This is a genomic window from Haloarcula sp. 1CSR25-25 (assembly GCF_032027985.1).
Lineage (GTDB): Archaea > Halobacteriota > Halobacteria > Halobacteriales > Haloarculaceae > Haloarcula.
The window spans coordinates 158,627-179,190 of record NZ_JAHYBW010000009.1 but is presented as its reverse complement, the minus strand read 5'-3'; the positions used below and the strand labels follow the sequence as shown (position 1 = coordinate 179,190).

The following is a 20,564-nucleotide window of genomic DNA, read 5'->3' as shown; positions in this document are numbered from 1 at the left end:
AGCTGCGAGACTCCAGCGGAGCGAGCGTCTCGAAACGGGCGACCGGGACCGACCGGAGGGAGCGACACGTGAGCGACGACCGCCACACCGCGTTCATGCCGCTGATTCTGGTCGGCGGGCTCGTCTTTGGGTTCGGACTCGCGTACAGCCACATGGCGCGGCCCGAAGTCGTTCTGGATTTCCTCCAGTTCGAGGACTTCGGGCTGGTGTTCGTGATGTTCGGCGGCGCTGCCGTGACGGGAGTGACCTTCATTCTGGCACCCCGACTCCTCGGCCGCGCGCCGCTGACTGGCGACCGCTTCGAACGCCGGCTGAAGCCCTTCGACCGGAACGTCCTGATCGGCGGGGCCGTCTTCGGCGTCGGCTGGGGGCTCTCCGGAATCTGTCCCGGGGCGGCGTACGCGAGCCTCGGTGTCGGTAACGTCACTATCCTCTGGGCGCTGGCCGGGATGTTCGTCGGCGCATATCTCCAGGGCTACTGGCAGAGTCGGAGCGAGACTCGCGACACCGCCGTCACGGGCGCGGATTAGCCGTTCGGCAGGACTGGGCGCGCGCCGCCTGTGGCGTGTACGGCATTGACCACCGATTCGTTGGCAGTTTTTGCCGGATTGTGCGTGCATTTGTGCGAACTGTACACAAGTCTTATAACCGCGTAGCGGCTACGGAGAAGTGATAACAATGCCAGATTCGATGTCTGAACAACTCCGGCGGGACATGGAGTGCGAGGGACTGTTGGAGTGTTTCCACGGTCTCAAGGAACTCGACAAGGAGTGCTTTCGAGCGCTCGTCGAGGCTGAGGAACCGCTGACCGTCGATGAACTCGCCGAGGCAGTCGACCGCGAGCGCTCGACCGCGTACCGCACCGTCCAGCGACTTCTCCAGACGGGCTTCATCGAGAAAGACCAGATCAACTACGACCAGGGCGGGTACTACCACGTCTACTCGCCGACGGACCCGTCACAGATCGCAGACGAGATGCAGCGGATGCTTAACGACTGGTACGCGAAGATGGGGCAGCTCATCCAGGAGTTCGAGACCAAGTACGAACAGTCCGAGGCCTCAGCCCCCGCTGTCGAAAGCTAACGCCGCCTCCTTCTCTCTCTGTCGCCCCCGACGCCGGGCGGATGTCTGCGTCTGCACTGATAGATGCCCCACTACCGCTAGCCGACGAGTGGTATTTCGTAGTATTGTGTATGATAGGAAAAGCCGTTTTTCACGTCGGCGAGGAGTTAGATACGTTGAACGCCTACTGCACTGCCACCACCAAGTAATAGTGAGCCAGACGCCCTCTATTCCGTCTGCTCGGCGAAGAACTCCCGTGCTCGGCGTTTCCCCAGGGTTTGTAGTTCAGTGAGGAAGTCAGGGTCCCGGTCGACCTTGGTCGAGCAGTGATACCGCTTCCCCATCTGTATTCGGTGGATACTGGTCCTGGTGAACTCGTCGGGAGGGAGCTTTCCGCTCTCGACCCACTCGTTGACCTGTTCGATGAAGCCCAGTTCCTGATTGAGCGAGATGTTGCCCGACAGTTCGTTCCGCCGGTCGGCGATGACCTCGCTCGTGGTCGGTTCCCCCTCGAAGGTCTGTGGGTTGACCTGGATGACCCAGAGTTCCTCGGGCTTTCGGTCCGGCGGGAGGTCCATCAGGTCGCCGACGGGCGGGTTCTGCGAGAACAGGCCGTCCCAGTGGTAGTGACCGTCGATTTTGACCGCCTCGAACATATTGGGCACAGCCGCGGAGGCGAGCACTGCCTCCACAGTCACGTCCTCGTTGACGAACGTTTCGAAGATTCCGGCGTTGACGTTGACCGTCCCGACGACCAGTTCCGGCGCGTCTCGCTGACAGAGACCGGGTATCTCCTCGAAATCGATGTGGCGTTCGAGGACGGTCCGGATTCGCTGTTTCCCGACTTCGGGCAGCGGAATCTGTGACGGGCTGACGCTGGGGATGGCGAACCCGGCGCTGTCCATCCGGGAGACGCTCGTCACCAGCGTGTTCAGCCACCGGTCCTGTGCGCTGGTGACACTGATATCGTCCCAGATGCCGTCCAGTAGCTCCGCCGCTGTGTCCGGGCCGCCGGTGAGGAGGCCGTACCACGTCGCCAGCGCGTTGAACGACCCGCCGGAGGTGCCGCTGATGCCGACGAGGTCGTACTCCGTCTCGTCCCACTCCGACATGATCTCCTGGAGAACGCCTGCAGTAAAGGCCGTGTGGCTCCCGCCGCCCTGGCAGGCGATGGCCACGCGGGTCGGCGTCGTTGAGTCACTCATACGTGTTCACGTACCCACCGTCGAACAGCAAGTCGCCGCCGTTGAGATGACTGGTGTGGCTCGAAAGCCCAAACGTGAACAGGTTCGCGACGTCCGCCGGCGTCATCATCTCCTTCGTGCGGGCCCGGTCCAGCATCACGTCCTCGACGACCTCGCGTTTCGCGAGGCCCCGTTTTTCGGCTGTGTCCTCGACTGGTCGACCATCAGCGGCGTGAGCACGTAACCGACGCTGGCTGAGAAGCCTCGCAGCGTCCCTTCGCCCTCGGCGGCCTCGACCACCGCTTCGACAGCGTCGTCGTCGGTCAGATCCGTTTCGACAGCGTGGAAGGTCCCGTCGGCGTCGAACGCCTCGATACGGTCGCCGGTCGCGTCGAGACCGTCCGCGTCGATATCGGCCCCGACGACAGTGAGGCCGTTCGCGGCGAGGCCGACCGCAGTCGCGCGGCCGATACCGAACAGCACCGGTGACGATGGCGACGTTGTCAGCGGTGAAGTGCGGGTCATCGACGTACAGGAAGTCGTCAGAGGCGAGTTCCGGGGCAGTCAACTCCAGTTCGTCGTCAGACATTGACGTTCACGTCAGGACGCAAGGGTCGGCGTCTGCATAACTGCATCTCACATTCGGGTAACGCACCCCCAGGGCAGCGATTGGCAGCAGGGAAGTAGGTTACCTCTAAGTTAGCGAGATACTATGCGTTAGGCGGTAGTATATAGAAACGTACCCAGACGAGGTACACAATCTGATGTCCACGAAACCAAGTGACGCCCACGACAGGCTCCCGACGGCAGGCCCAGCAACTGACGAGTACGACCGGTACACGTCGATACAGGTCGACGACGACATGATACTCTACGACGAGGCACAGGAAGACGCCTGGATTCAGTCGTCCACTACGGTCGTGCTGGAAGAGTGGCGATAAGCGGCCGTCGATCTATCCGAAAGCGGTATTTTCCCGGTGGAACAGATTACCCGTACTGTTCCGGCTCCAGTCCAGCGGGCGCGACCTGAGAGGTCTGCCTGCGGGCTTCCTAGTACAGGGCCGAGCAGTCGCGAGTGTCGTGTCGGTCAGTTGCTCACAGGGCCGAGCAGTCGCGAGTGTCGTGTCGGTCAGTTGCTCAACTGCGTTCCGGGCCGTGCGCTGTGCCATCGTCGTCTCCGCTGAGCTGTCCCTGCGTCAGTGCTCCCTCTAGAGGAGTTCAGGGTTGTGCCACACCCGGAAGATGTGTCTGTCTCCGAGGTAGTCGTCAGTGAAGGGGTAGCGGTACGCCTCCGGAATCTCGTCCAGTTCGAGCAGGTCGAGTCGTGTCACGCCTGTAGCGACAGGCGGCGGTTCGATAACAGTAGCTCACCCGAGCGTAACGGGGTATAGCGGCTGTGTGGGGCAATCCCGGTACAGCGCCGCGAACGGTCCGGTATCAGAACCGCCCGTCGGATGCATCGGAGGGCGGCTGGAGATTGGCCTTCCCCCACTGTTCCATGGCCGAGACGATGGGTTCCAGGTCGGCCCCCCGCTCGGTCAGGGAGTACTCCACGCGGAACGGCTGGTCGTTGATCACCGTCCGCTCGACGAGTCCCTTCTCCTGGAGGTCCTCGAGGCTCTCGGAGAGGACTTTGCTCGAAACGCCGTCGACGTTGTCCTCCAGCTCGCTGAACCCTGTCGGGCCGTTGTTCAGCAGCCGATGGACGATGACGGGATGCCACTTGCGGCAGATGAGCGTCGCCGTCGACGTGACCGGACACCAGTCCTCGCCGGCACACCACACTGGCATCTGTTCGGGGGAGTCGCTCATGCACGTCGTATTAGACCGCCGACCACTAATAGTTACCTTTAGTAATCTACTAACCTAGTACAATCAGTACCGCGTGGGACGAGCTGGCGCTCAGTTCGGACTGTGGTTCGTTCCGGGAATCCCGCGGCCCTCGTAGAACTCCCCGCCCCACTGGCCGACCTAGATGTCCTGGTTCGCGAGGGAGAGTGCGGCTTCGGTGTCGAACAGCCGGTCCGTGACGGTCCACTCGTCGGTATCTGTGTCGTACTCACCCTCGGCGTTGTACACCGCGGCCTGTCCGAGTTCCCCGCCGGCGTCGGCAGGCAGCGGCAGCGTGTGAAGCACTTTCGCTCCGGGACTGCGGGCGTTCAGCCCGCTGGAGTCGTCCGGTTGAACCAGCGGGCGTAGGTATCCTTCACCTCCAGTCCCAGCACCGCGTCAGCGGCGTTGATGCCGCCGGTCACGTCGCCCGCATCGCGGGCCGTGATGGTGGCCGCCGAATCGTCCGGTCCCGACGCAAAGGTGCCGGCCGCCTCGTCCCAGAGGTCGTCGACGAGGTACCCCAGCACGGTCTGGGCGATGCCGGTGTCGTCCACGCCATCGGGTTCGGAGGTCCAGGCGAGCACCTGGCCGACGACGCCCTGGGTCCCGGCCTGGTTCGCCGCGCCGTCTTGCATCAATCCGGTGTCCGCTAAGGAATGGTCCACGGGCTCGGGTGATGCGTTTTTATTACAGCAAGCGGGCGTCGCTCAGCCCTGGGCGGTCGCGACCAGCGAGACGTAGCTCACTTCCCCGGCCTCGACCGCGGCTTCGAGTTCCTCGATCGCCGACAGGGCGCTCTGGCCCCGGTCTCCCATCACGCCGAGCAGCCCCTCGTAGTCGACCCGTTCGGCCACACGGTCACGCATCGCGAGTAGGTCGGCGTGGCGGTCCAGGAGGTCCTCGACCTCGAACCCGGCAGCTTCGACGCGGTCAGTCAGCCGCTCGCGGCTTCGCGCGCCAGTGAGACAGAGCGCGTCGGCGACGGACTCCGGTACATCGGGCCGGTCGCCGTCGACGACGACATCCGAGAGCGCCAGTCGACCGCCGTCTCTCAGGACGCGGTCGGCCTCCGCGAGAGCGGCGTCGAGGTCGGTCAGACAGAGGACGCATTCGGCCAGCACGACGTCGACCGTCCCGTCTCTGACGGGTAGCGCAGTCGCGTCCCCCTGTAGCGCCCGGTCGGTGGTCGGTGCCGGGTCGACGCCGACGGCCTCGGCACCGCGGTCACGGGCCACCGCGAGGGCGTCACCAGCGCCACAGCCGACATCCAGCAGGCGTGTCCCGGGGCCGACGGCCGCACGGTCGAGCAACTGCGCCGTCGCCTCGGTCCCGCCCGGATGGAGCGGGCCGTCGAGGACGGTATCGAGCGTGCGCCACGGGTTCGCCAGCGCCGCCTCCAGCAGTCCCGCCATCACTCCCCTCCGCAGTCGTCCGGGGCACAGCCGCCGTCCGTGGCTGTGCCGTCGCCCTGGTAGCCCTCCGCCGCATCGGCAGCGGGGCGGTCCCCGTCGACGGCGTTCCGGCCGCCCCAGTCGTTGCGGTTCCGCAGCGCGTACTCGCCGTCCTCCGTCGTCATGTTGTACCCGCAGAACGGCACCAGGTCCCCGTCGGTCGTCGGCAGCGAGATACAGCAGTTGCTGAGTCGGTTCACGTCGGCCGCGTCGGCGTCCATGAACCCCGTGAACGACACCGGAACTACCTCGTCGAACAGCCCCTCGACGCCGCCGGGAACGTCGACGCCACAGCAGCCGGCGGTCTTGCAGGCCCACTCCTCGCCGGCGGCGGTACCGGCCAGCAGTTCCATGTAGTCTCCCTCGTCGACCATCCCCGAGAGCATGTCCCACAGCTGGTCGTCGACGTATTTGGTGAGCGGGACGAACGCTTCGGCGTCCGTTCCGGTGTCTCCACAGCCACAGTCGGCTCCGTCGGCTGCTCCGTCAGCATCGCAGCCGGCGGCGTCGCTCGGGTCCGTATCCGCCGGGACGAACGCCGTGCCGATCTGGCAGTAGGCCGAACAGCAGGGCGCGGGCAGCATGTCCCGCACGTCGAGTTCGTCCATCTGCTCGGCCAGCAGCCGCGTCGCGTCGTCGATGGCGAACCGACCGTCGTTCGAGGCGTAGCGGCCGAAGTGGGCCACCGGCTGGAAGTTCACCGAGCGGATCGCGTCCCTGTTGTCGAGGGCGAACCGGACGATGTCGCCCATCTCGTGGGCGTTCACGTCCGGGACGACCGTCGGGACGAGGACGACGGGCAAATCCGCGTCCCGGCAGGCGTCGATCGCCGCGTGTTTCTCCGCGACGAGGTCCACCTCGCGGATCTGTTCGTACGTCTCGCTCGTCAGCCCGTCGAACTGGAGGTAAACCGCGGTGACGCCGGCGTCGGCAAGCCGCTGCGCGTAGCCGTCCTCCGTCGCCAGTCGGATCCCGTTGGTGTTGACCTCGACGTGGTCGATACCCCGCGAACGCGCCCGCTCGACGAGTTCCGGGAGGTCATCGCGGACGGTAGGCTCGCCGCCGGAGAACTGTATTGGCCGCCCGCCAGCGTCCACGACCGTGTCGAGCAAGGCATCGATCTCCGCAGTCGAGCGGTGCGCGCCGCCGGGGCCCGAACTCGCAAAGCAGTACGAACACGAGAGGTTACAGTCGTCGGTGACCTCCACCACGGCGAGACAGGCGTGGTCGTGGTCGACGGCCAGGTCGCCGCCGTCGTACTCCGGGTCCGGGCCGAAGTCGGCAGCCCAGTCCCAGTGGTCGTAGGACCCCCAGACCTTCCGGCTCGCCGTTCCGTGGTCGGCACACTCCCGCGTCAGGTACACGCCGCCGTCGCGAGTTTCGTACTGACCGGGGACCTGTTCGAGACAGTCCGGGCAGAGACTGGTCGTCGCCCCGAGAGCGTCACTGTCATTCACACTCAGGGGGAGGAGTGAATCTCAATAAGCGTACCGGGGTTGTGCAGTGAACGAACGGAATGGCGACTTGCACTTGGCCGGACGTCGGTGCGTTTCCAGATGGGCGCCGACCTCGCCAGCCCGCGCAATCCTTTTTCGAAGAGACTCCCGAACTACGGTATGGCAGGCCAGGCAACGGCGACCCCTTCTGCGGGCGGCAGCGACACCTCGCCGACCGCCCTCGCTCGGGACCTGCTGGTCGCGTGCAAACGCGGCGACTCGACGGCCAGCCTTCGGGCCACTCTGGCCGCGCTTGATGACAGCGCCCTCCGCCCGCTCCGCGAAGACCGCCGGACGGCCCTCGCGTTCTGGCTCAACTGCTACAACGCCGGGACCCAACTCCTGCTCGGAGAGCGTCCCGAACTCTACGATAGCCCCCTGGGCTTCGTTCGGTTCTTCTGGGCCCCTGCAATCACGGTCGCTGGCACGTCGTTGAGTCTCGACCGGATCGAGAACGGCCTGCTCCGGGGCGGCCGGTCGAAGTACGGGCTGGGATATCTGCCGAAGCTGCTCGTTTCGACCTTCGAACAGCGCTATCGACTGTCCGGCTGTGACCCCCGAGTCCACTTCGCGCTGAACTGCGGGGCCGAGAGCTGTCCCGCCATCCGGGCCTACGAGCCCGAGCAGATCGACCGGCAACTGGACCTGGCGACCCGGAGCTATCTAGAGGCGACCGTGGCCTATGACGCCGACGAGAACCTCGTCCGCGTGCCCCGCGTGTGCCTGTGGTTCCGCGGCGACTTCGGCGGGGCGTCGGGGATCCGTGCGTTCCTGCGTGAGTACGACGCGATTCCCGCCGATTCGACGCCGAAGATCCGATATCTTTCCTGGGACTGGACGAAAGCGACCGGGAAGTTCGTGGAATAGCGGTCCATGCCGTTTTGACGGTCGCGCCGCTATCTACAGGTATGCCAGAACAAGTCCCGGATTTCTCGCTCCCGAACGTCGCCGTCGGTCCAGACCCGTTCTCGCTCGCTTCGCTGCCGGACGACGTCGACTTCGCCGTCCTGTTCTTCCAGCGCGACCACTACTGCACGAACTGCCGGAAACAGGTCCAGCAGGTCGCTGACCACATCGGCGAATTCCGCGACCGGGGCGCCGAGGCCGTCTCCATCGTTCCGGAAGCCGTGGAACGCGTGAAGTCCTGGCAGGAGTCGTACGACCTCCCGTATCCGTTGCTCGCCGACCCAGCCGCCGAAGCGGGCGAGGCATACGACCAGCCGGTCCGCTTTGGCGTCCTCGGTCGGTTCTCCGATTTCTTCGGTCGGATGCCGGAAATCGTCATCGTCGACAGGCGCGGGGACGAGCCGGAGATCGCGTACGTCCACAAGGGCTCCTCGACGTTCGACAGACCCGACATCGACGAGATACTCGGCGAACTCGATGCGCTCCGAGCGGACGCCTGACCGCTACGTGTCGGTTCCACGAGTGACCGGTCCGTCGCGATTGGGCCGATGAGTACAGTTCCGCGGACCATTCATATTGCTGGGCGGTGACAGGGACCCCATGAAGGAGGTTGATTTCCTGGTCATCGGCTCCGGCTCCGGGCTAGACGTGGCAAACGCCGCCGCGAACCGGGGGCAGTCCGTCGCGGTCGTGGAGAAAGGCCCGCTGGGCGGGACCTGCCTCAACCGCGGCTGCATCCCGTCGAAGCGGCTGTTGTATCACGCCGACGTGCTGGAAACAATCGAGCGCGCCGGCGAGTTCGACATCGACGCGGAGGTCAACGGCGTCGAGTTCGCCGACATCGTCCGGAAGGTCAACGAGGACGTGGAATCGGACGCGGAATCGATTCGGGACGGCCTGCGTGCCTCGTCGCGCCACGACCTCTACGAAGGCGAGGGCCGGTTCGTCGACGACCGGACCGTCGAAGTCGTCAGCGGCGCGGACGAGGGCGCAAAGGTTCGGGCCGAGAAAGTGCTCATCGCCGCCGGGACGCGCCCGTCGATTCCGGACATCGACGGCATCGACGACGTGGAGTTCCTGACAAGCACCGAAGCGCTCCGCCTCGAGACGCCGCCGGACCACCTCGTCGTCGTCGGCGGCGGGTACATCGCGGCCGAACTCGGCCACTTCTTCGGGACGTTCGGGAGCGACGTGACGATTGTCGGGCGACGACCGAATCTGCTGCCCGAGGCCGACGCGGAGATAGCACAGGCGTTCACCGAACGGTACGCCGACCGCTTCACCGTCCACACCGGCCACGCGGCTACCGCCGTCTCGGAGCGCGACGGCACTGTCACCGTCGAAACGAAGCCCTACGAGTACGGCGACGACGGCGGGGTCCTGGATGAGGGTGGTGTGAGCGTAACCGGGGACGAACTGCTCGTCGCCGCCGGACGCAGGCCGAACACGGATACCCTGAATCTCGACGCGGCGGGCGTCGAGACGGACGACCGCGGGTTCGTCGACACCGACGAGTACCTGCGGACGACCGCCGACGGGGTCTGGGCGCTTGGCGACATCGTCGGGGAGTACCTGCTGAAACACAGCGCGAATCACGAGGCACGGGCCGTCGCCCGCAACCTCTTCGGCGACGACCTCGAACCCGTAGATTACACGGCGATGCCGTTCGCCGTCTTCGCCTCTCCCGAAGTCGCAGGGGTCGGCGCGCGCGAAGAGGAGCTCAGCGCCGCCGGGCGCGAGTACGCGACTCGAACGTACCAGTTCGACGAGACCGCTCGCGGGAGCGCGATGAAAGCCGACGGCTTCCTGAAAGCCATCATCGACCTCGACGGTCAAATACTGGGCTGTCACATCATGGGCCCGGAAGCGTCTGACCTCATTCAGGAAGTCGTCGTGGCGATGACTGCCGGGTCGGGCACGGTACAGGACATCCGCGAGGCCGTCCACATCCACCCCGCACTTTCCGAGGTCGTCCAGCGGGGGTTCTCCGGCCAGTTCAGCCGCGGCGACGGCGGTCACTCCCACTGATTCGGTTCGTACCGAAGTGCCGCTTCCCGCGCTCGGTACACGTCCACAGTGTCTATTTATGTAGTACGTGCGTGGGAAGCGGTGTAATGCTCGTCGTTCACGCGGAGTTCCCCATCGACCCGGAGAAACGCGAGGAAGCACTCGACCTGATTCGAGAGCTAGCCGAACACTCACGGGCGGAAGACGGCGTCATCGACTATCAGGTCGCAACGGACATTGACGACCCGAACCTGTTTCGGTTCACCGAACGGTACGAGGACGAGGCGGCGTTCGGTGCCCACGCCGAAACCGACCACTTCGGCACGTTCGAGGCAGCCCTGCCTGACCTGCTCGCCGGCGAGCCCGAGGTCACACGGTTCGACGTCGATGCGGCGGCTGAGGTGGAACTGTAATCGATAGCGTCGACAGAACCCTGCCACGATAGCGCCGGGCCGGCCCGCACTGCCGGCGGTCACCAGTTATAAACACTTGGTGCGAATCCAGCGCCGCTACACGACCCCGGTTATAATATAACGACGGGGGCGCTATTACGGTCCGTAATGACGAAGGCAGCCATCATCATCCTCGCAGGGACAGAGGGACACGAGAATCTCGGCCGACTCGCGAACGGCCTCGAAGCCGCAGCGGAGTTCGCGGAGAACGAAGAGGACGACCTCCGGCTCATCTTCGACGGAGCCGGAACGCAGTGGATTCCGAAACTCGAAGACGAGGACAGCGACTATCACGAGCTGTACCAGACCGTCAGGGACGACACGGCCGTCTGTGACTACTGTTCCGGTGCGTTCGGCGTCGAAGACGCCGTCGCCGATTCCGGGCTCGTCACGCTGGACGACCACGACGGTCACCCGAGCATCCGCTCGCTGGTCGCCGACGACTACGAAGTCATCACGTTCTAGCTGGCGACAGCAGGACGGTCACGTTCGACCCACTTTGGCGAGACCCGACGCAGCTTTTATCGAGGGCCATGTAGGAGCTTCACAAGAGCCACTGCGCAGTCCGTGTCCGGGCCGCTGCGGTCCTGCACGAGGGACCCTGATACCATATGATGAACCCAGCCTCATGGACGGTGGTCGTGATAGTGACGGGTATCGTCCTCGTCGCCGGGGCCACGAACGGACTCGCCGGCTTCGGCTTCGCTGTTGTCGGTACGATGGCGCTTGCGACGCTTGTCGACCCGGCGACCGCCGTCGTGTTCATGATCCTCCCGATTCTCGCGGTCAACGTCTCGCTGGTCCGGGACCTCTCACGGCGTGAGCTACGCACCTGTAGCCAGCGGTTCGGACCCCTGATCGGTGCGGCGCTGGTCGGGACTGTTGTCGGGATGGCCGTACTCGACAGCCTCCCCGAAGCACCGCTCCGTGTCGGACTCGGACTGCTGACCCTTGGATTTGTCGCGACCGCACAGCAACGGGTGGCGCTTCCCGGACGGGTGTCGGTCGGCGACAGCGACCTCGGGAAGACACCGCTCGCGATGGTCGGTATCGGCGGCGTTTCGGGGGCGCTGTTCGGCGGCACGAACGTCGGTGTCCAGCTGGTCGCATACCTCCGCAGTTTCGACCTCTCACACGGGCTGTTCGTCGGTGTCGTGGCCCTGGTGTTTCTGGGTCTCAGCGTCACGCGGGTCGTCTTTGCGGGCGTGTTCGGGCTCTACCCCAGCGCGGCTGTCGCCGGGACCTCCGTCCTCGCCACAGTGCCAGCCGTCGCCGGCGTCGCTGTCGGGAAACGCCTCAGGACCGCTGTCAGTGATCGCGTTCGTCGGTTCACGGTTCTGACGTTACTGCTGATTATCGGGGTCCGGTTGGTCGCTGACGGGCTTGGAATCGTCTAGGAGCCAGAAAATGTTGCCCCCATCTCTGACAGGTACCGACCGCGTGAAATTCGGTATTCCAGAGAGAGCGGCCGTCTGTCCGCTCCTTCCTCGAAACGAACGCCTCATCGAAACGCAGTGGCTTTGCCAGAGTTGCATCTTATATTAGGCTATGGGCCCTAACCGGGGCAATGAAAAACAGGTCTTCGACGGTTTCTCGACGGCAGTACTTGGCGGGAGCGGGCACGGTCGCGACACTGGGTCTCGGTGGCTGTCTCGGCGTCGGCGGCAGTGACGAATTAACGGTCGCGTATATGCCGATATTCCCGGACCTCCAGTGGTTCGTGATGGAGGAGCGGGGGTATCTTGAGGAGATCGATGCGGCGATAGACGGCCGGGAGTTCACCGACGGACCGGCCATCGTCCAGGCCTACGGCAGCGGCGAACTGGACGTGGCGATGTTCGGCATCGTCCCGTCGATGATTGTCATCGACAGGGGGCTCCCCGCGAAGGTGACAGCGGCGAACATCAAGGAGCCGATGGCGATCATGGTCCACGACGACCTCCGGTCGCTCTGGGACGAGCACGGCAGCGACGCGTTTGCGGTCTGGGAAGAGCAAAAGGGCCAGAAGTTCCGCTTCGGGACCTTCCCCCAGGGGTCCGTTCCGGATGTGCTGCTCCGGTACTGGCTCCAGCAGGAAGGCATCGACGAATCGACTGTCGAGATTATCGAGATCAGCGGCGCAAACGCCGTGTGGCAGGCCATCGCCAACGGCGAGGTCGACGGCACCTCTATCATGGAACCGGTCCCGACACGTGCCGCACAGGAAGACGTTCCCGTCGGGACGTTCAGGACCGCCGCCGACGTGATGCCCGGCCAACCGGCCGCAGTGACGCTGATGAGCGACGAAGTCCGCGATTCGGACATTGCACCGCAGTTCCTCGAACAGCACGTCCGGGCGACCGAGTTCATCCGGAACGACACCGAAGCGACGGCCGAAATCGTCGAGTCCGGCATCGGGATGGCCGCCGACCAAGCGCAGTCGGCGCTGGAGGGCCCCCTCTCGAATTTCGTCACCGACCCGCGCGAAATCGAGAACGGGACCGAAGTGTTCTCCGAGTTCGCCAACGAGAACGGCCAGATCGACGAACGGCTCTCGCTCGAGCAGATCTTCGACTACAGCGTCTACGACAACCTATGACCGGGCGAGACGGGGGGCGAGACCATGGCAGTTGACTTCGGCGACGACAGCGAGTACGCCGATGCGGTTGACTCACCGGGGTTCGACATCGACACGCAGCGGGCGCTCCGCGGCGGCGCAGGCATCCTCGGGTTCCTCGCGCTCTGGTGGCTCGTGGCCCTGACTCAGCCGAGCTACATCCTCCCGACGCCGGCGGCCGTCGCGGAGACGTTCGCAGCCGAGGCCGCCTCCGGCGACATGGCGGTCGCACTCGGAAGCAGTATCGTCCACTGGCTTCCCGGTGCGGTCATCGGGACCGGACTCGGTGTCGCCGCGGGAATCGCGCTTGGCTGGAGCCCGTATCTCGACGACATCTCCGCCCCCGTCGTACGGCTTCTCAGACCGGTGCCGCCGCTCGCGCTCATCGGCTTCGCGATAGCCTGGCTGGGCATCAACCACGCCGGGGCCGCGTTCATCATCGCCATCGGCGCGTTCTGGATCAACTTCTACGGTGCCTACGGCGGTGTCGAAGGCGTCTCGGACGACCTGCTGGACGTCGCCCGGAGCCTCGGCGTCCAGGGGGACCTGGAACTTATCCGGTCGGTGGTCATTCCGGCGTCGCTTCCCGAGATCATGACCGGCATCCGGACCGGCATCGGTCGCTGCTGGATGCTCGTCGTCGCCTCCGAGATATTCGGCGTCCCGGGCATCGGACGGGAAATCCTGCGGGCCTCGAACAACCTCCGGGTCGACGTCGTCATCACCTACATCCTCGTGTTGAGTGTGATGTTCCTGCTCGTCGACACCGCCTTCCGGGCTGTCCAACGGAGGGTGCTCGCGTGGCGTTGACCGACGAGGCGACCCGGCCGCGGGTCCGCGTCGACGGTATCGGCCGGCGGTACGACACGCCACAGGGTGGCGTCCAGGCACTACAGGACGTCACGTTCGACGTCTCTGCCGGCGAGTTCGTCTGCATCGTCGGCCCGTCAGGCAGCGGGAAGACGACGCTGTTTCGCATCATCGCGGGGCTCGAACCCGCGACGGCGGGGACGGTGTATCTCGCCGGCGACCCGGTGGAAGGTCCCGGGCCGGAACTCGGACTCGTGTTCCAGGAGTACCACCTGTTCCCGTGGCGCACCGTCTCCGGTAACGTCGGGTTCGGGCTGGAGAAGCAGGGCGTCGACAGCGAGCGACGAAAGCAGCGGGTCGGTGAACTGCTCGAACTGGTCGGCCTCGACGGGTTCGCGGACAGCTACCCCCGCGACCTCTCGGGCGGGATGAAACAGCGGGTCGCACTGGCCCGCGCGCTGGCTATGGACCCCGACCTCCTCCTGATGGACGAGCCGTTCGGGGCTGTGGACGCCCAGACCAAGCGGATGCTCCAGGACGAACTGCTCGAGATCTGGTCTGAGACGGAGAAGACGGTCCTCTTTGTCACCCACGACGTGGAGGAAGCGGTCAAGCTCGCAGACCGGGTCATCGTCATGGCGTCGGAGCCGGGCCGCGTCCGGGAAATAGTGGACGTCGACATGGACCGGCCGCGGGCGCGGTCCGACGCCGCCTTCGGGGACTACTACGAGCGTATCCTCGACCTCATTCAGTCGTGAACGCAGTACTAGGAACGCCGGCTGACCGATAGCCAGTACCCACGCAGTTACCCACACCTCACGGAATCATTAGTACATCGGCAGTTCGAGGGCCTGTATGACTGACCCGTTCGTAGTCATCGGTGGCGACGCAGCCGGGCTGAGCGCCGCAAGCAAGTTCGCCCGCGAGGCACCGGACCGTGACGTGATAGTCTTCGAGAAAGGCGAGTGGGTGTCCTACGCCCACTGCGGGACGCCCTACTACGTGAAGGGGACTGTCGACCGGCTGACGGACCTCCTCTCGCTGTCGCCCGAAAGGGCGTCCGAGCGAGGTATCGACCTCCGCCGGAACCACGAGGTCGTCGCCGTCGACACTGACGCCGAGACAGTCTCCGTCGCTCACGGCGACGGGACGTTCAGCCAGCCCTACGGTGACCTGCTCGTCGCGACGGGCGCCCACGCGCGGACCGGGCCGATACCGGGCGCGGAACTCGACGGGGCGTTCACGATGCACGGGCTGGACTCGGCTGCTGCGGTCCGCGCCGCGCTGTCCGAGCGGGGTGAATCCGCTGTCGACACGACAATCGAATACGTCGATACGGCGTTCGTCGAGAAGTACACGGACTGGCAGCCACCGGAGCGGGTCGCCGTCGTCGGCGGTGGCTACGTCGGCGTGGAGATGGCAGAGGCGTTCGGAGCCCACGAGGTCGAAACGCACCTCTTCCAGCGGTCGGGCCAGCTCCTGCCGCCGTTCGGCGACGCGGTCGCAGAGCGGGTCGCCGACCACCTCCGGGACCAGGGCGTCCGACTCCACCTGAACACCGCCGTCGAGGAACTCGTCGGCGACGGGGACGGGCGCGTCGCGTCGGTTGCCCACGACGGCGGGGCGACCGACGTGGGCCTCGCGCTGGTGGGTATCGGAATCGGGCCGAACACGGCCCTCGTCGAAGACACGCCGGTCGACATCGGGGACACCGGTGCCATAGCGGTCGACGAGTACGGAGCGACGAGCGTCGACGGCGTCTACGCCGCCGGGGACTGCGCCGAAGCCAGCCACGCCGTGACCGGCGAGCCGGACTGGGTGCCGCTCGGACTGACCGCGAACCGGGCCGGTCGCGCCATCGGGCAGACCGTCGCCGGCGACCCCTCGCCCGTCGGCGACATTGCCGGTACGGCAGTCGTGAAGGCGTTCGACCTGGAGTGCGGTCGCGTCGGTCTCGTCGACCAGGCCGAGGCCAGCGCCGCCGGCTTCGACCCGGTGTCGGAGACGGTCACGGCCGGCTCCCGGTCGGGGTACTACCCCGGTGGCGACGACACCGACGTGACGCTCGTCGCAGACCGGGAGAGCGGTCGCCTGCTGGGGGGCGCAATCGTCGGGCAGGACCGGGCGGCGATACGTATCGACACGCTCGCGACGGCCATCGAGGCGGACATGACCGTCGACGAACTCGAACGGCTTGACCTGGCGTACGCACCGCCGTTCAGCCCCGTCTGGGACCCGGTGCTGGTCGCCGCGAAAGTGCTCAACGGACAGTTGGACTGATACGGACTGGTGTGACTGTATCCCGGTCGTAAGCAGTCGTGCCATCGGTACCGACACGGTGCACGCCCATCCGACACCGAACAAGGTTATCGAGTACGCCTTCCGGGACGTCCCGTCGTAGCTGTCTGCCGCTGTGTAGTCTCTCTCGATTTGGGCTGTTCTGTTCGCGATGGTCGTCAGCGAACGCCGAGGACCGCCCCGCAGCCCTTGCACCGCCAGACGTCGCGCAGGCCCGTTCCGATCCGGATCTGTGGCGGGCCATCGTCGGTCTCTTCGACTCCCATCTCGGGGACTTCCTCGTGCTCGACCTCTTCAACGGTTTCGAAGAACCTGTCACAGTTCTCACAGTGTGGCATGCCTATTGGTAACGGTTCAAACGTGATAAATGGCTACTAACCCCACACTCACCCGCTTCCGGTTCTTCAGACTCGCATCTGGTGACCTAACCGGGGGCGGGGAAGCGAGGAGTGTGGGCTGGATGGGCGTATGACACGGCCCACAGTCACAGGCGCTTCACACCGCTGGCGACGGCGAGGTACAGTGGTAAGGCGAGCAAGAGGACGCCGCCGATCACCCCCCAGTCGGTGAGTTCGAGCGGAACGGTCCCGAAGTAGACGTTGAGGGGACTGTACAGGACCGCGAGCTGCAGGAGTATCGAGCCGCCCACTGCGAACGCCAGCCACCGATTGGAGAGGGTCGGCGTCTCCCGGAGCCAGCGGATGACGTACAGCTTTTCGAATTCGAGGAACACGAACCCCGTGAACACCATCGTCATCGCGTAGGGAGTGACTGCGGGGGCACCGGCAAGCGTGACCAGTAGTAGTCCGAGCATCACAGTTGTCGAGATAACACCGGTTCCACCAATGAGCCCGAGCATGTCGCGGTCAACGATACCGCGGTCCGGATCCCTGGGCGGTCGCTGCATCACGTCACTGCTCTTGGGGTCGGCCCCGAGTGCCAGGGCCGGCAGGCCGTCGGTCAGTAGGTTGATCCACAGCAACTGGACTGCTGGCAGGACGAGGTAGCCAAAGAGCGAGGCGATAAACACGATTGCGACTTCGGCCACGTTGGCACTCAGCAGGTAGCCGACGAACTTCCAGACGTTGTCGAAGATAGCCCGCCCGCGCTCGATTGCCCGCTCGATCGTCGCGTAGTTATCGTCCAACAGGATGACGTCGCTGGCCTGTTTGGCCACGTCGGTCCCGCGCACGCCCATCGCGACGCCGATGTCGGCGTTTTTCAGCGCCGGCGCGTCGTTGACCCCGTCCCCCGTCATTGCGACGGTGTGACCGTTCGCCTGCAGGGCCTGCAGAATCCGGACTTTGTGGTCCGGCGAGGTGCGTGCGAACACGTCGACCGACTCGACGCGTTCGCCGAGGGCCTCTTTAGAGCTCTGCTCGACCTCGTGGCCTTCCATCACGCGCTGCCCCAGGCCGAGCTCTCCGGCAATCGCGGTGGCGGTCCGGACGTTGTCACCAGTTACCATCTTCACCGCGACGCCTGCACGCTCGGTCGCCGCGATGGCGTCGGCGACTTCCTCGCGGGCCGGGTCTATCATGCCGACCAGACCAGCGAACAGCAGGTCGTCACTGACATCGTCGGCATCGCCGGTTGCATCGTCACGTTCTATCACGGCTGTATCCTCCGTGTACGCCACTGCAAGCACCCTGAGCGCGTCGTCAGCGAACGCGCCGACCTGCTCTCTGATCTGCTCGGCCCTGGCGGGTGTAAGTTCCGTCTGTCCGGAATCTGTGAGGACGTGAGAACACTTCGAGAGGATCACTTCGGGCGCACCTTTCAGGTAGACGGTGTCACCGTGGACAGTTCCCATCCACTTGCGCTCCGACGAGAACGGGATCTCGTCCGTTCTCGGATTGTCTGCGCGGAGGCGTTCGACGTCGATTCCGTACTCGTCAGCCGCCATGACGATGGCCTGCTCCGTCGGGTCGCCCTCCTCGAGGGTCGCATCGCTGCACAGCGTGCCCGCACGCAACACCGCGGCGACGCGGTCCGGCAGGGGGCCCCCGTCCATCTCGTCTCGGTCGACGACGGAATCGTTGACCCAGATCCGGCTGACTGACATCCGTCCCTCGGTCAGCGTTCCGGTCTTGTCCGTACAGATGACATCGACGGAGCCCAGCGCCTCGACGGCGGGCAGGCGCCGCACGAGCGCGTTCTCGTCGGCCATCTTCCGGACACCGAGCGCCAGCGTCAGCGTCACCACCGCTGGAAGTCCCTCGGGAACCGCGGCCACAGCCAGCGAGATCGCGGTGAGTGCCGCCTGAACTAGTTCAGTTCCCCGGAGAAACAGAAGTGGAACCACGAGTGCGGCGAGCACCACCACGCCCACACCGAGGGTCCGGCCCAGCGTGTCGAGTTCCGCCTGCAGTGGCGTGTCGGTCTCCTCCGTGCCCGCGAGTTGGCGAGCGATGGCCCCGACTTCCGTTTCCATCCCCGTTGCCGTAAGGACGGCAGCACCCGACCCGCGCGTGACGTTCGTTCCCTTGTACACCATCGATTCGCGTTCCGCGAGCGGCGCGTCGGCGGTGACCGGGTCGGTCCCCTTCGAGACCGGCGTGCTTTCGCCAGTGAGCGCTGCCTCGTCGACCTCCAGAGACCGTTGCTCGATCAGTCGACCGTCGGCTGGAACGACGTCGCCGCTTTCCAGTTCGATAACGTCACCCGGGACGAGTTCGGTCGCGTCGACCTCGACGGACTGTCCGTCGCGTCGGACAGTCGCTGTTGGTGCAGTCAGCTCCCGCAGGGACTCGAGTGTCCCCTCTGCGCGGTAGTCCTGGACGAAGCCGAACAGCCCGTTACCGACCACGATAACGGCTATCAGTACCGCGTCGACAGTATGTCCCGCCCACACGGAGAGGACTGCCGCCGCGACGAGGACCCAGATGAGGGCGCTGTCGAACTGGGCGACGGCGATGTCGAGGGGCGTCCGTTTGTTCCCCTGAGCGATCTCGTTCTCGCCGTGTCTGTCGCGCCGAGTTCGGACCTCTGCTGGTGACAGCCCATCAGACTCGCTGTCTAGCCCCGAAATAACGTCACCGCTGGGTTGAGTGTGGGCGGCTTCGGACATGGAATAGTGGTCTGGTGCTGGCGTGATATGCGTTCTCCTCGTCAGTATGGAGCCTGCCTCGAAAACCAGTCGCGACGGTGGAGCGAGTTTCTATGATTCTAGTGATATTTCAGCACGGAGCAAATCACTGCTGGCCTCGATACTCGTTTTAACGACTCCGTTGAGGAACATGGAGTTTGATAGAAACGCAGTGATGGATACGGAGAACCCCCTAATCATTTGCCTCAGGTTCACGTCCCCGTGTTCGGCAAAGGCTTTCAGCTGTCACTCGTTTCCTCCTAAAATTATATTTTAGTGAAAGATATCGTAATTGATGTGTTTGGGGAGAGTTCACATAGTATGGAGACTGGGCCAGCGGAGCGGTCCGTCGACGGACTGCGTGAGGCCACGGCACACAGTCACCGCCGGAGACTGCTTCGCGCGTTGCCGAATCACAGTCCGCGAGGCGGTGACCCGGCTGTTACCGGTGCGGACGAATCAGGTGACGGGGAACCCGAACGACCCCCCGAAAGGAAGTACCTCCACCGTCGGAAACAGGAACGCGATGGGTGCATCGACTGGAACCGAATATCGAGATGGCCGAACCTCGAGGTGAGTCGGCCCCTGATAGAGATGCACGTCACTGCTGTGGTCCAGCGATGAGGGGGACGCGAGCGAAGGAGGAGGGGAGGAGATCGAGTACAGGCAAGACAGACCGTTCCTCGGGGAAGAGGCTGGAACGTACAGCGAGTTCGCACGAACGAGGACAGCAAGGTCACGAACCCACTCCGAGGGACCATCCGGTATTGCAACTACAGCGGAGTCACGGGAATCAGGCTGTCCAGCGCCAGCTCCGCTCCAGCACGAACCACGCGAAGCGAGGGGGCAACAGTTCCGGGGACCGCCACGAGCAGGAGGCCGGCCGCGCGGCCGAGCAGGTGACGCGGGTGTCTGAGCCTGCCGTGGGGCGTGCCTGCAGCAATCACACGACGGCTGGTGGTGAGCGCGAGCAGTGCAACGAGGGGAATCGGTCGGGTCTGCAAACGCGGCTGAAGGTGAACAAGCAAGGGGACATCTACGAACAGGAGGCGGAGCGGGTCGCTGACCAGGTGATGGCAGCGCCGGCCGACCGCACCAACAGCGGCACGCCGCCCGGTCTCCAGCGCTCGGCCGGGCATTCGGACGAGCAGGCGGATACGGCGCCAGCCAGTGTAGACCGGACTCTTGCCAGTGCCGGCAGGCCACTGGAACCGACACTCAGACGGGACATGGAGCAGCGCTTCGGCCACGACTTTTCCGATGTCCGCGTCCATGACGGCCCAGCAGCGGCGAAGTCGACGCGGGACGTGAACGCCCATGCTTACACCGTGGGTCAGGACATCGTGTTCGGTGCCGGTCGCTTCGCACCGGCGGCGCACGA

Annotated in this window: 21 protein-coding genes and 3 pseudogenes; 14 read left to right on the top strand and 10 right to left on the bottom strand. The window is 65.1% G+C overall.

What is annotated here, in order from left to right; all coding sequences use genetic code 11:
* The first annotated feature begins 68 nt into the window (after positions 1-68).
* Together KZ498_RS20915 and KZ498_RS20910 are read left to right on the top strand one after the other, a co-directional pair.
* Positions 69-530 carry a YeeE/YedE family protein gene (locus tag KZ498_RS20915; protein WP_396276154.1) on the top strand — a complete coding sequence of 154 codons (462 nt, stop codon included), beginning with the start codon at positions 69-71 and terminating at the stop codon, positions 528-530.
* 148 nt (positions 531-678) lie between these two features.
* Positions 679-1,083 (top strand): helix-turn-helix domain-containing protein, encoded by a 405-nt coding sequence (locus KZ498_RS20910; protein WP_312621341.1) that lies wholly within the window; start codon positions 679-681, stop codon positions 1,081-1,083.
* A 206-nt stretch (positions 1,084-1,289) separates the two neighbouring features.
* Here KZ498_RS20910 and KZ498_RS20905 read toward each other — a convergent pair whose 3' ends face one another.
* Both KZ498_RS20905 and KZ498_RS20900 read right to left on the bottom strand, forming a co-directional pair.
* A complete protein-coding gene (locus tag KZ498_RS20905) occupies positions 1,290-2,267 on the bottom strand; it encodes a patatin-like phospholipase family protein (protein WP_312621340.1) in 978 nt (325 codons plus the stop codon).
* Positions 2,260-2,835, bottom strand: a pseudogene (locus tag KZ498_RS20900) (SDR family oxidoreductase). The gene KZ498_RS20905 and the pseudogene KZ498_RS20900 overlap by 8 nt, the downstream one beginning before the upstream one ends.
* A 175-nt stretch (positions 2,836-3,010) precedes the next feature.
* Between KZ498_RS20900 and KZ498_RS20895 the strand changes: the two are divergent.
* Positions 3,011-3,187 carry a hypothetical protein gene (locus tag KZ498_RS20895; RefSeq protein ID WP_312621339.1) on the top strand — a complete coding sequence of 59 codons (177 nt, stop codon included), beginning with the start codon at positions 3,011-3,013 and terminating at the stop codon, positions 3,185-3,187.
* Between the two features lie 270 nt (positions 3,188-3,457).
* Here KZ498_RS20895 and KZ498_RS20890 read toward each other — a convergent pair.
* The 6 genes and pseudogenes from KZ498_RS20890 to KZ498_RS20865 all read right to left on the bottom strand — a co-directional run.
* Positions 3,458-3,577: pseudogene (locus tag KZ498_RS20890) on the bottom strand (carboxymuconolactone decarboxylase family protein); the annotation flags it as partial.
* A 106-nt stretch (positions 3,578-3,683) separates the two neighbouring features.
* Positions 3,684-4,058, bottom strand: coding sequence for a helix-turn-helix domain-containing protein (locus tag KZ498_RS20885; protein ID WP_312621336.1), 375 nt, complete (start codon positions 4,056-4,058; stop codon positions 3,684-3,686).
* A gap of 159 nt (positions 4,059-4,217) precedes the next feature.
* On the bottom strand, positions 4,218-4,382 hold the full coding sequence (locus KZ498_RS20880; RefSeq protein ID WP_312621335.1) for a hypothetical protein: 165 nt from the start codon (positions 4,380-4,382) through the stop codon (positions 4,218-4,220).
* Positions 4,383-4,405: 23 nt separating this feature from the next.
* Complete coding sequence (locus tag KZ498_RS20875; protein WP_312621334.1) at positions 4,406-4,714, bottom strand: hypothetical protein; 309 nt, start codon at positions 4,712-4,714, stop codon at positions 4,406-4,408.
* A gap of 72 nt (positions 4,715-4,786) precedes the next feature.
* Positions 4,787-5,491 carry a methyltransferase domain-containing protein gene (locus tag KZ498_RS20870; protein WP_312621332.1) on the bottom strand — a complete coding sequence of 235 codons (705 nt, stop codon included), beginning with the start codon at positions 5,489-5,491 and terminating at the stop codon, positions 4,787-4,789.
* Positions 5,491-6,987 carry a radical SAM protein gene (locus tag KZ498_RS20865; RefSeq protein ID WP_312621330.1) on the bottom strand — a complete coding sequence of 499 codons (1,497 nt, stop codon included), beginning with the start codon at positions 6,985-6,987 and terminating at the stop codon, positions 5,491-5,493. Before KZ498_RS20865 ends, KZ498_RS20870 begins: the two co-directional genes overlap by 1 nt.
* A gap of 159 nt (positions 6,988-7,146) precedes the next feature.
* On the opposite strand from KZ498_RS20865, the gene KZ498_RS20860 reads away from it, so the two are divergent.
* From KZ498_RS20860 to KZ498_RS20815, 10 genes are all read left to right on the top strand, one after another.
* Entirely contained in the window at positions 7,147-7,893 is a 747-nt protein-coding gene (locus KZ498_RS20860; RefSeq protein WP_312621328.1) for a DUF547 domain-containing protein, read from the top strand.
* 41 nt (positions 7,894-7,934) lie between these two features.
* Positions 7,935-8,432: a redoxin domain-containing protein gene (locus KZ498_RS20855; RefSeq protein ID WP_312621327.1), complete on the top strand. Its 498-nt coding sequence runs from the start codon at positions 7,935-7,937 to the stop codon at positions 8,430-8,432.
* Between the two features lie 100 nt (positions 8,433-8,532).
* Entirely contained in the window at positions 8,533-9,960 is a 1,428-nt protein-coding gene (locus tag KZ498_RS20850) for a dihydrolipoyl dehydrogenase (protein WP_312621325.1), read from the top strand.
* Positions 9,961-10,046: 86 nt separating this feature from the next.
* On the top strand, positions 10,047-10,352 hold the full coding sequence (locus KZ498_RS20845) for a putative quinol monooxygenase (RefSeq protein ID WP_312621323.1): 306 nt from the start codon (positions 10,047-10,049) through the stop codon (positions 10,350-10,352).
* 147 nt (positions 10,353-10,499) lie between these two features.
* Positions 10,500-10,856 (top strand): DsrE family protein, encoded by a 357-nt coding sequence (locus KZ498_RS20840; protein WP_312621322.1) that lies wholly within the window; start codon positions 10,500-10,502, stop codon positions 10,854-10,856.
* A gap of 146 nt (positions 10,857-11,002) precedes the next feature.
* Positions 11,003-11,788 (top strand): sulfite exporter TauE/SafE family protein, encoded by a 786-nt coding sequence (locus tag KZ498_RS20835; protein WP_312621321.1) that lies wholly within the window; start codon positions 11,003-11,005, stop codon positions 11,786-11,788.
* 170 nt (positions 11,789-11,958) lie between these two features.
* On the top strand, positions 11,959-12,969 hold the full coding sequence (locus KZ498_RS20830; RefSeq protein ID WP_312621320.1) for an ABC transporter substrate-binding protein: 1,011 nt from the start codon (positions 11,959-11,961) through the stop codon (positions 12,967-12,969).
* A 24-nt stretch (positions 12,970-12,993) separates the two neighbouring features.
* The gene (locus KZ498_RS20825) at positions 12,994-13,797 is read left to right on the top strand and encodes an ABC transporter permease (protein WP_312621319.1); all 804 of its coding nucleotides are present in this window, start codon (positions 12,994-12,996) and stop codon (positions 13,795-13,797) included.
* A complete protein-coding gene (locus KZ498_RS20820; protein ID WP_312621345.1) occupies positions 13,794-14,555 on the top strand; it encodes an ABC transporter ATP-binding protein in 762 nt (253 codons plus the stop codon). The genes KZ498_RS20825 and KZ498_RS20820 overlap by 4 nt, the downstream gene beginning before the upstream one ends.
* A 97-nt stretch (positions 14,556-14,652) precedes the next feature.
* The gene (locus tag KZ498_RS20815; RefSeq protein ID WP_312621318.1) at positions 14,653-16,077 is read left to right on the top strand and encodes an FAD-dependent oxidoreductase; all 1,425 of its coding nucleotides are present in this window, start codon (positions 14,653-14,655) and stop codon (positions 16,075-16,077) included.
* Between the two features lie 176 nt (positions 16,078-16,253).
* Here KZ498_RS20815 and KZ498_RS20810 read toward each other — a convergent pair whose 3' ends face one another.
* The gene (locus KZ498_RS20810; RefSeq protein WP_312621316.1) at positions 16,254-16,433 is read right to left on the bottom strand and encodes a hypothetical protein; all 180 of its coding nucleotides are present in this window, start codon (positions 16,431-16,433) and stop codon (positions 16,254-16,256) included.
* A 146-nt stretch (positions 16,434-16,579) separates the two neighbouring features.
* Positions 16,580-19,165 (bottom strand): calcium-translocating P-type ATPase, PMCA-type, encoded by a 2,586-nt coding sequence (locus tag KZ498_RS20805; protein ID WP_312621315.1) that lies wholly within the window; start codon positions 19,163-19,165, stop codon positions 16,580-16,582.
* A gap of 575 nt (positions 19,166-19,740) precedes the next feature.
* Between KZ498_RS20805 and KZ498_RS24775 the strand changes: the two are divergent.
* Positions 19,741-20,556, top strand: a pseudogene (locus KZ498_RS24775) (DUF4157 domain-containing protein); the annotation flags it as partial.
* Positions 20,557-20,564 lie beyond the last annotated feature (8 nt).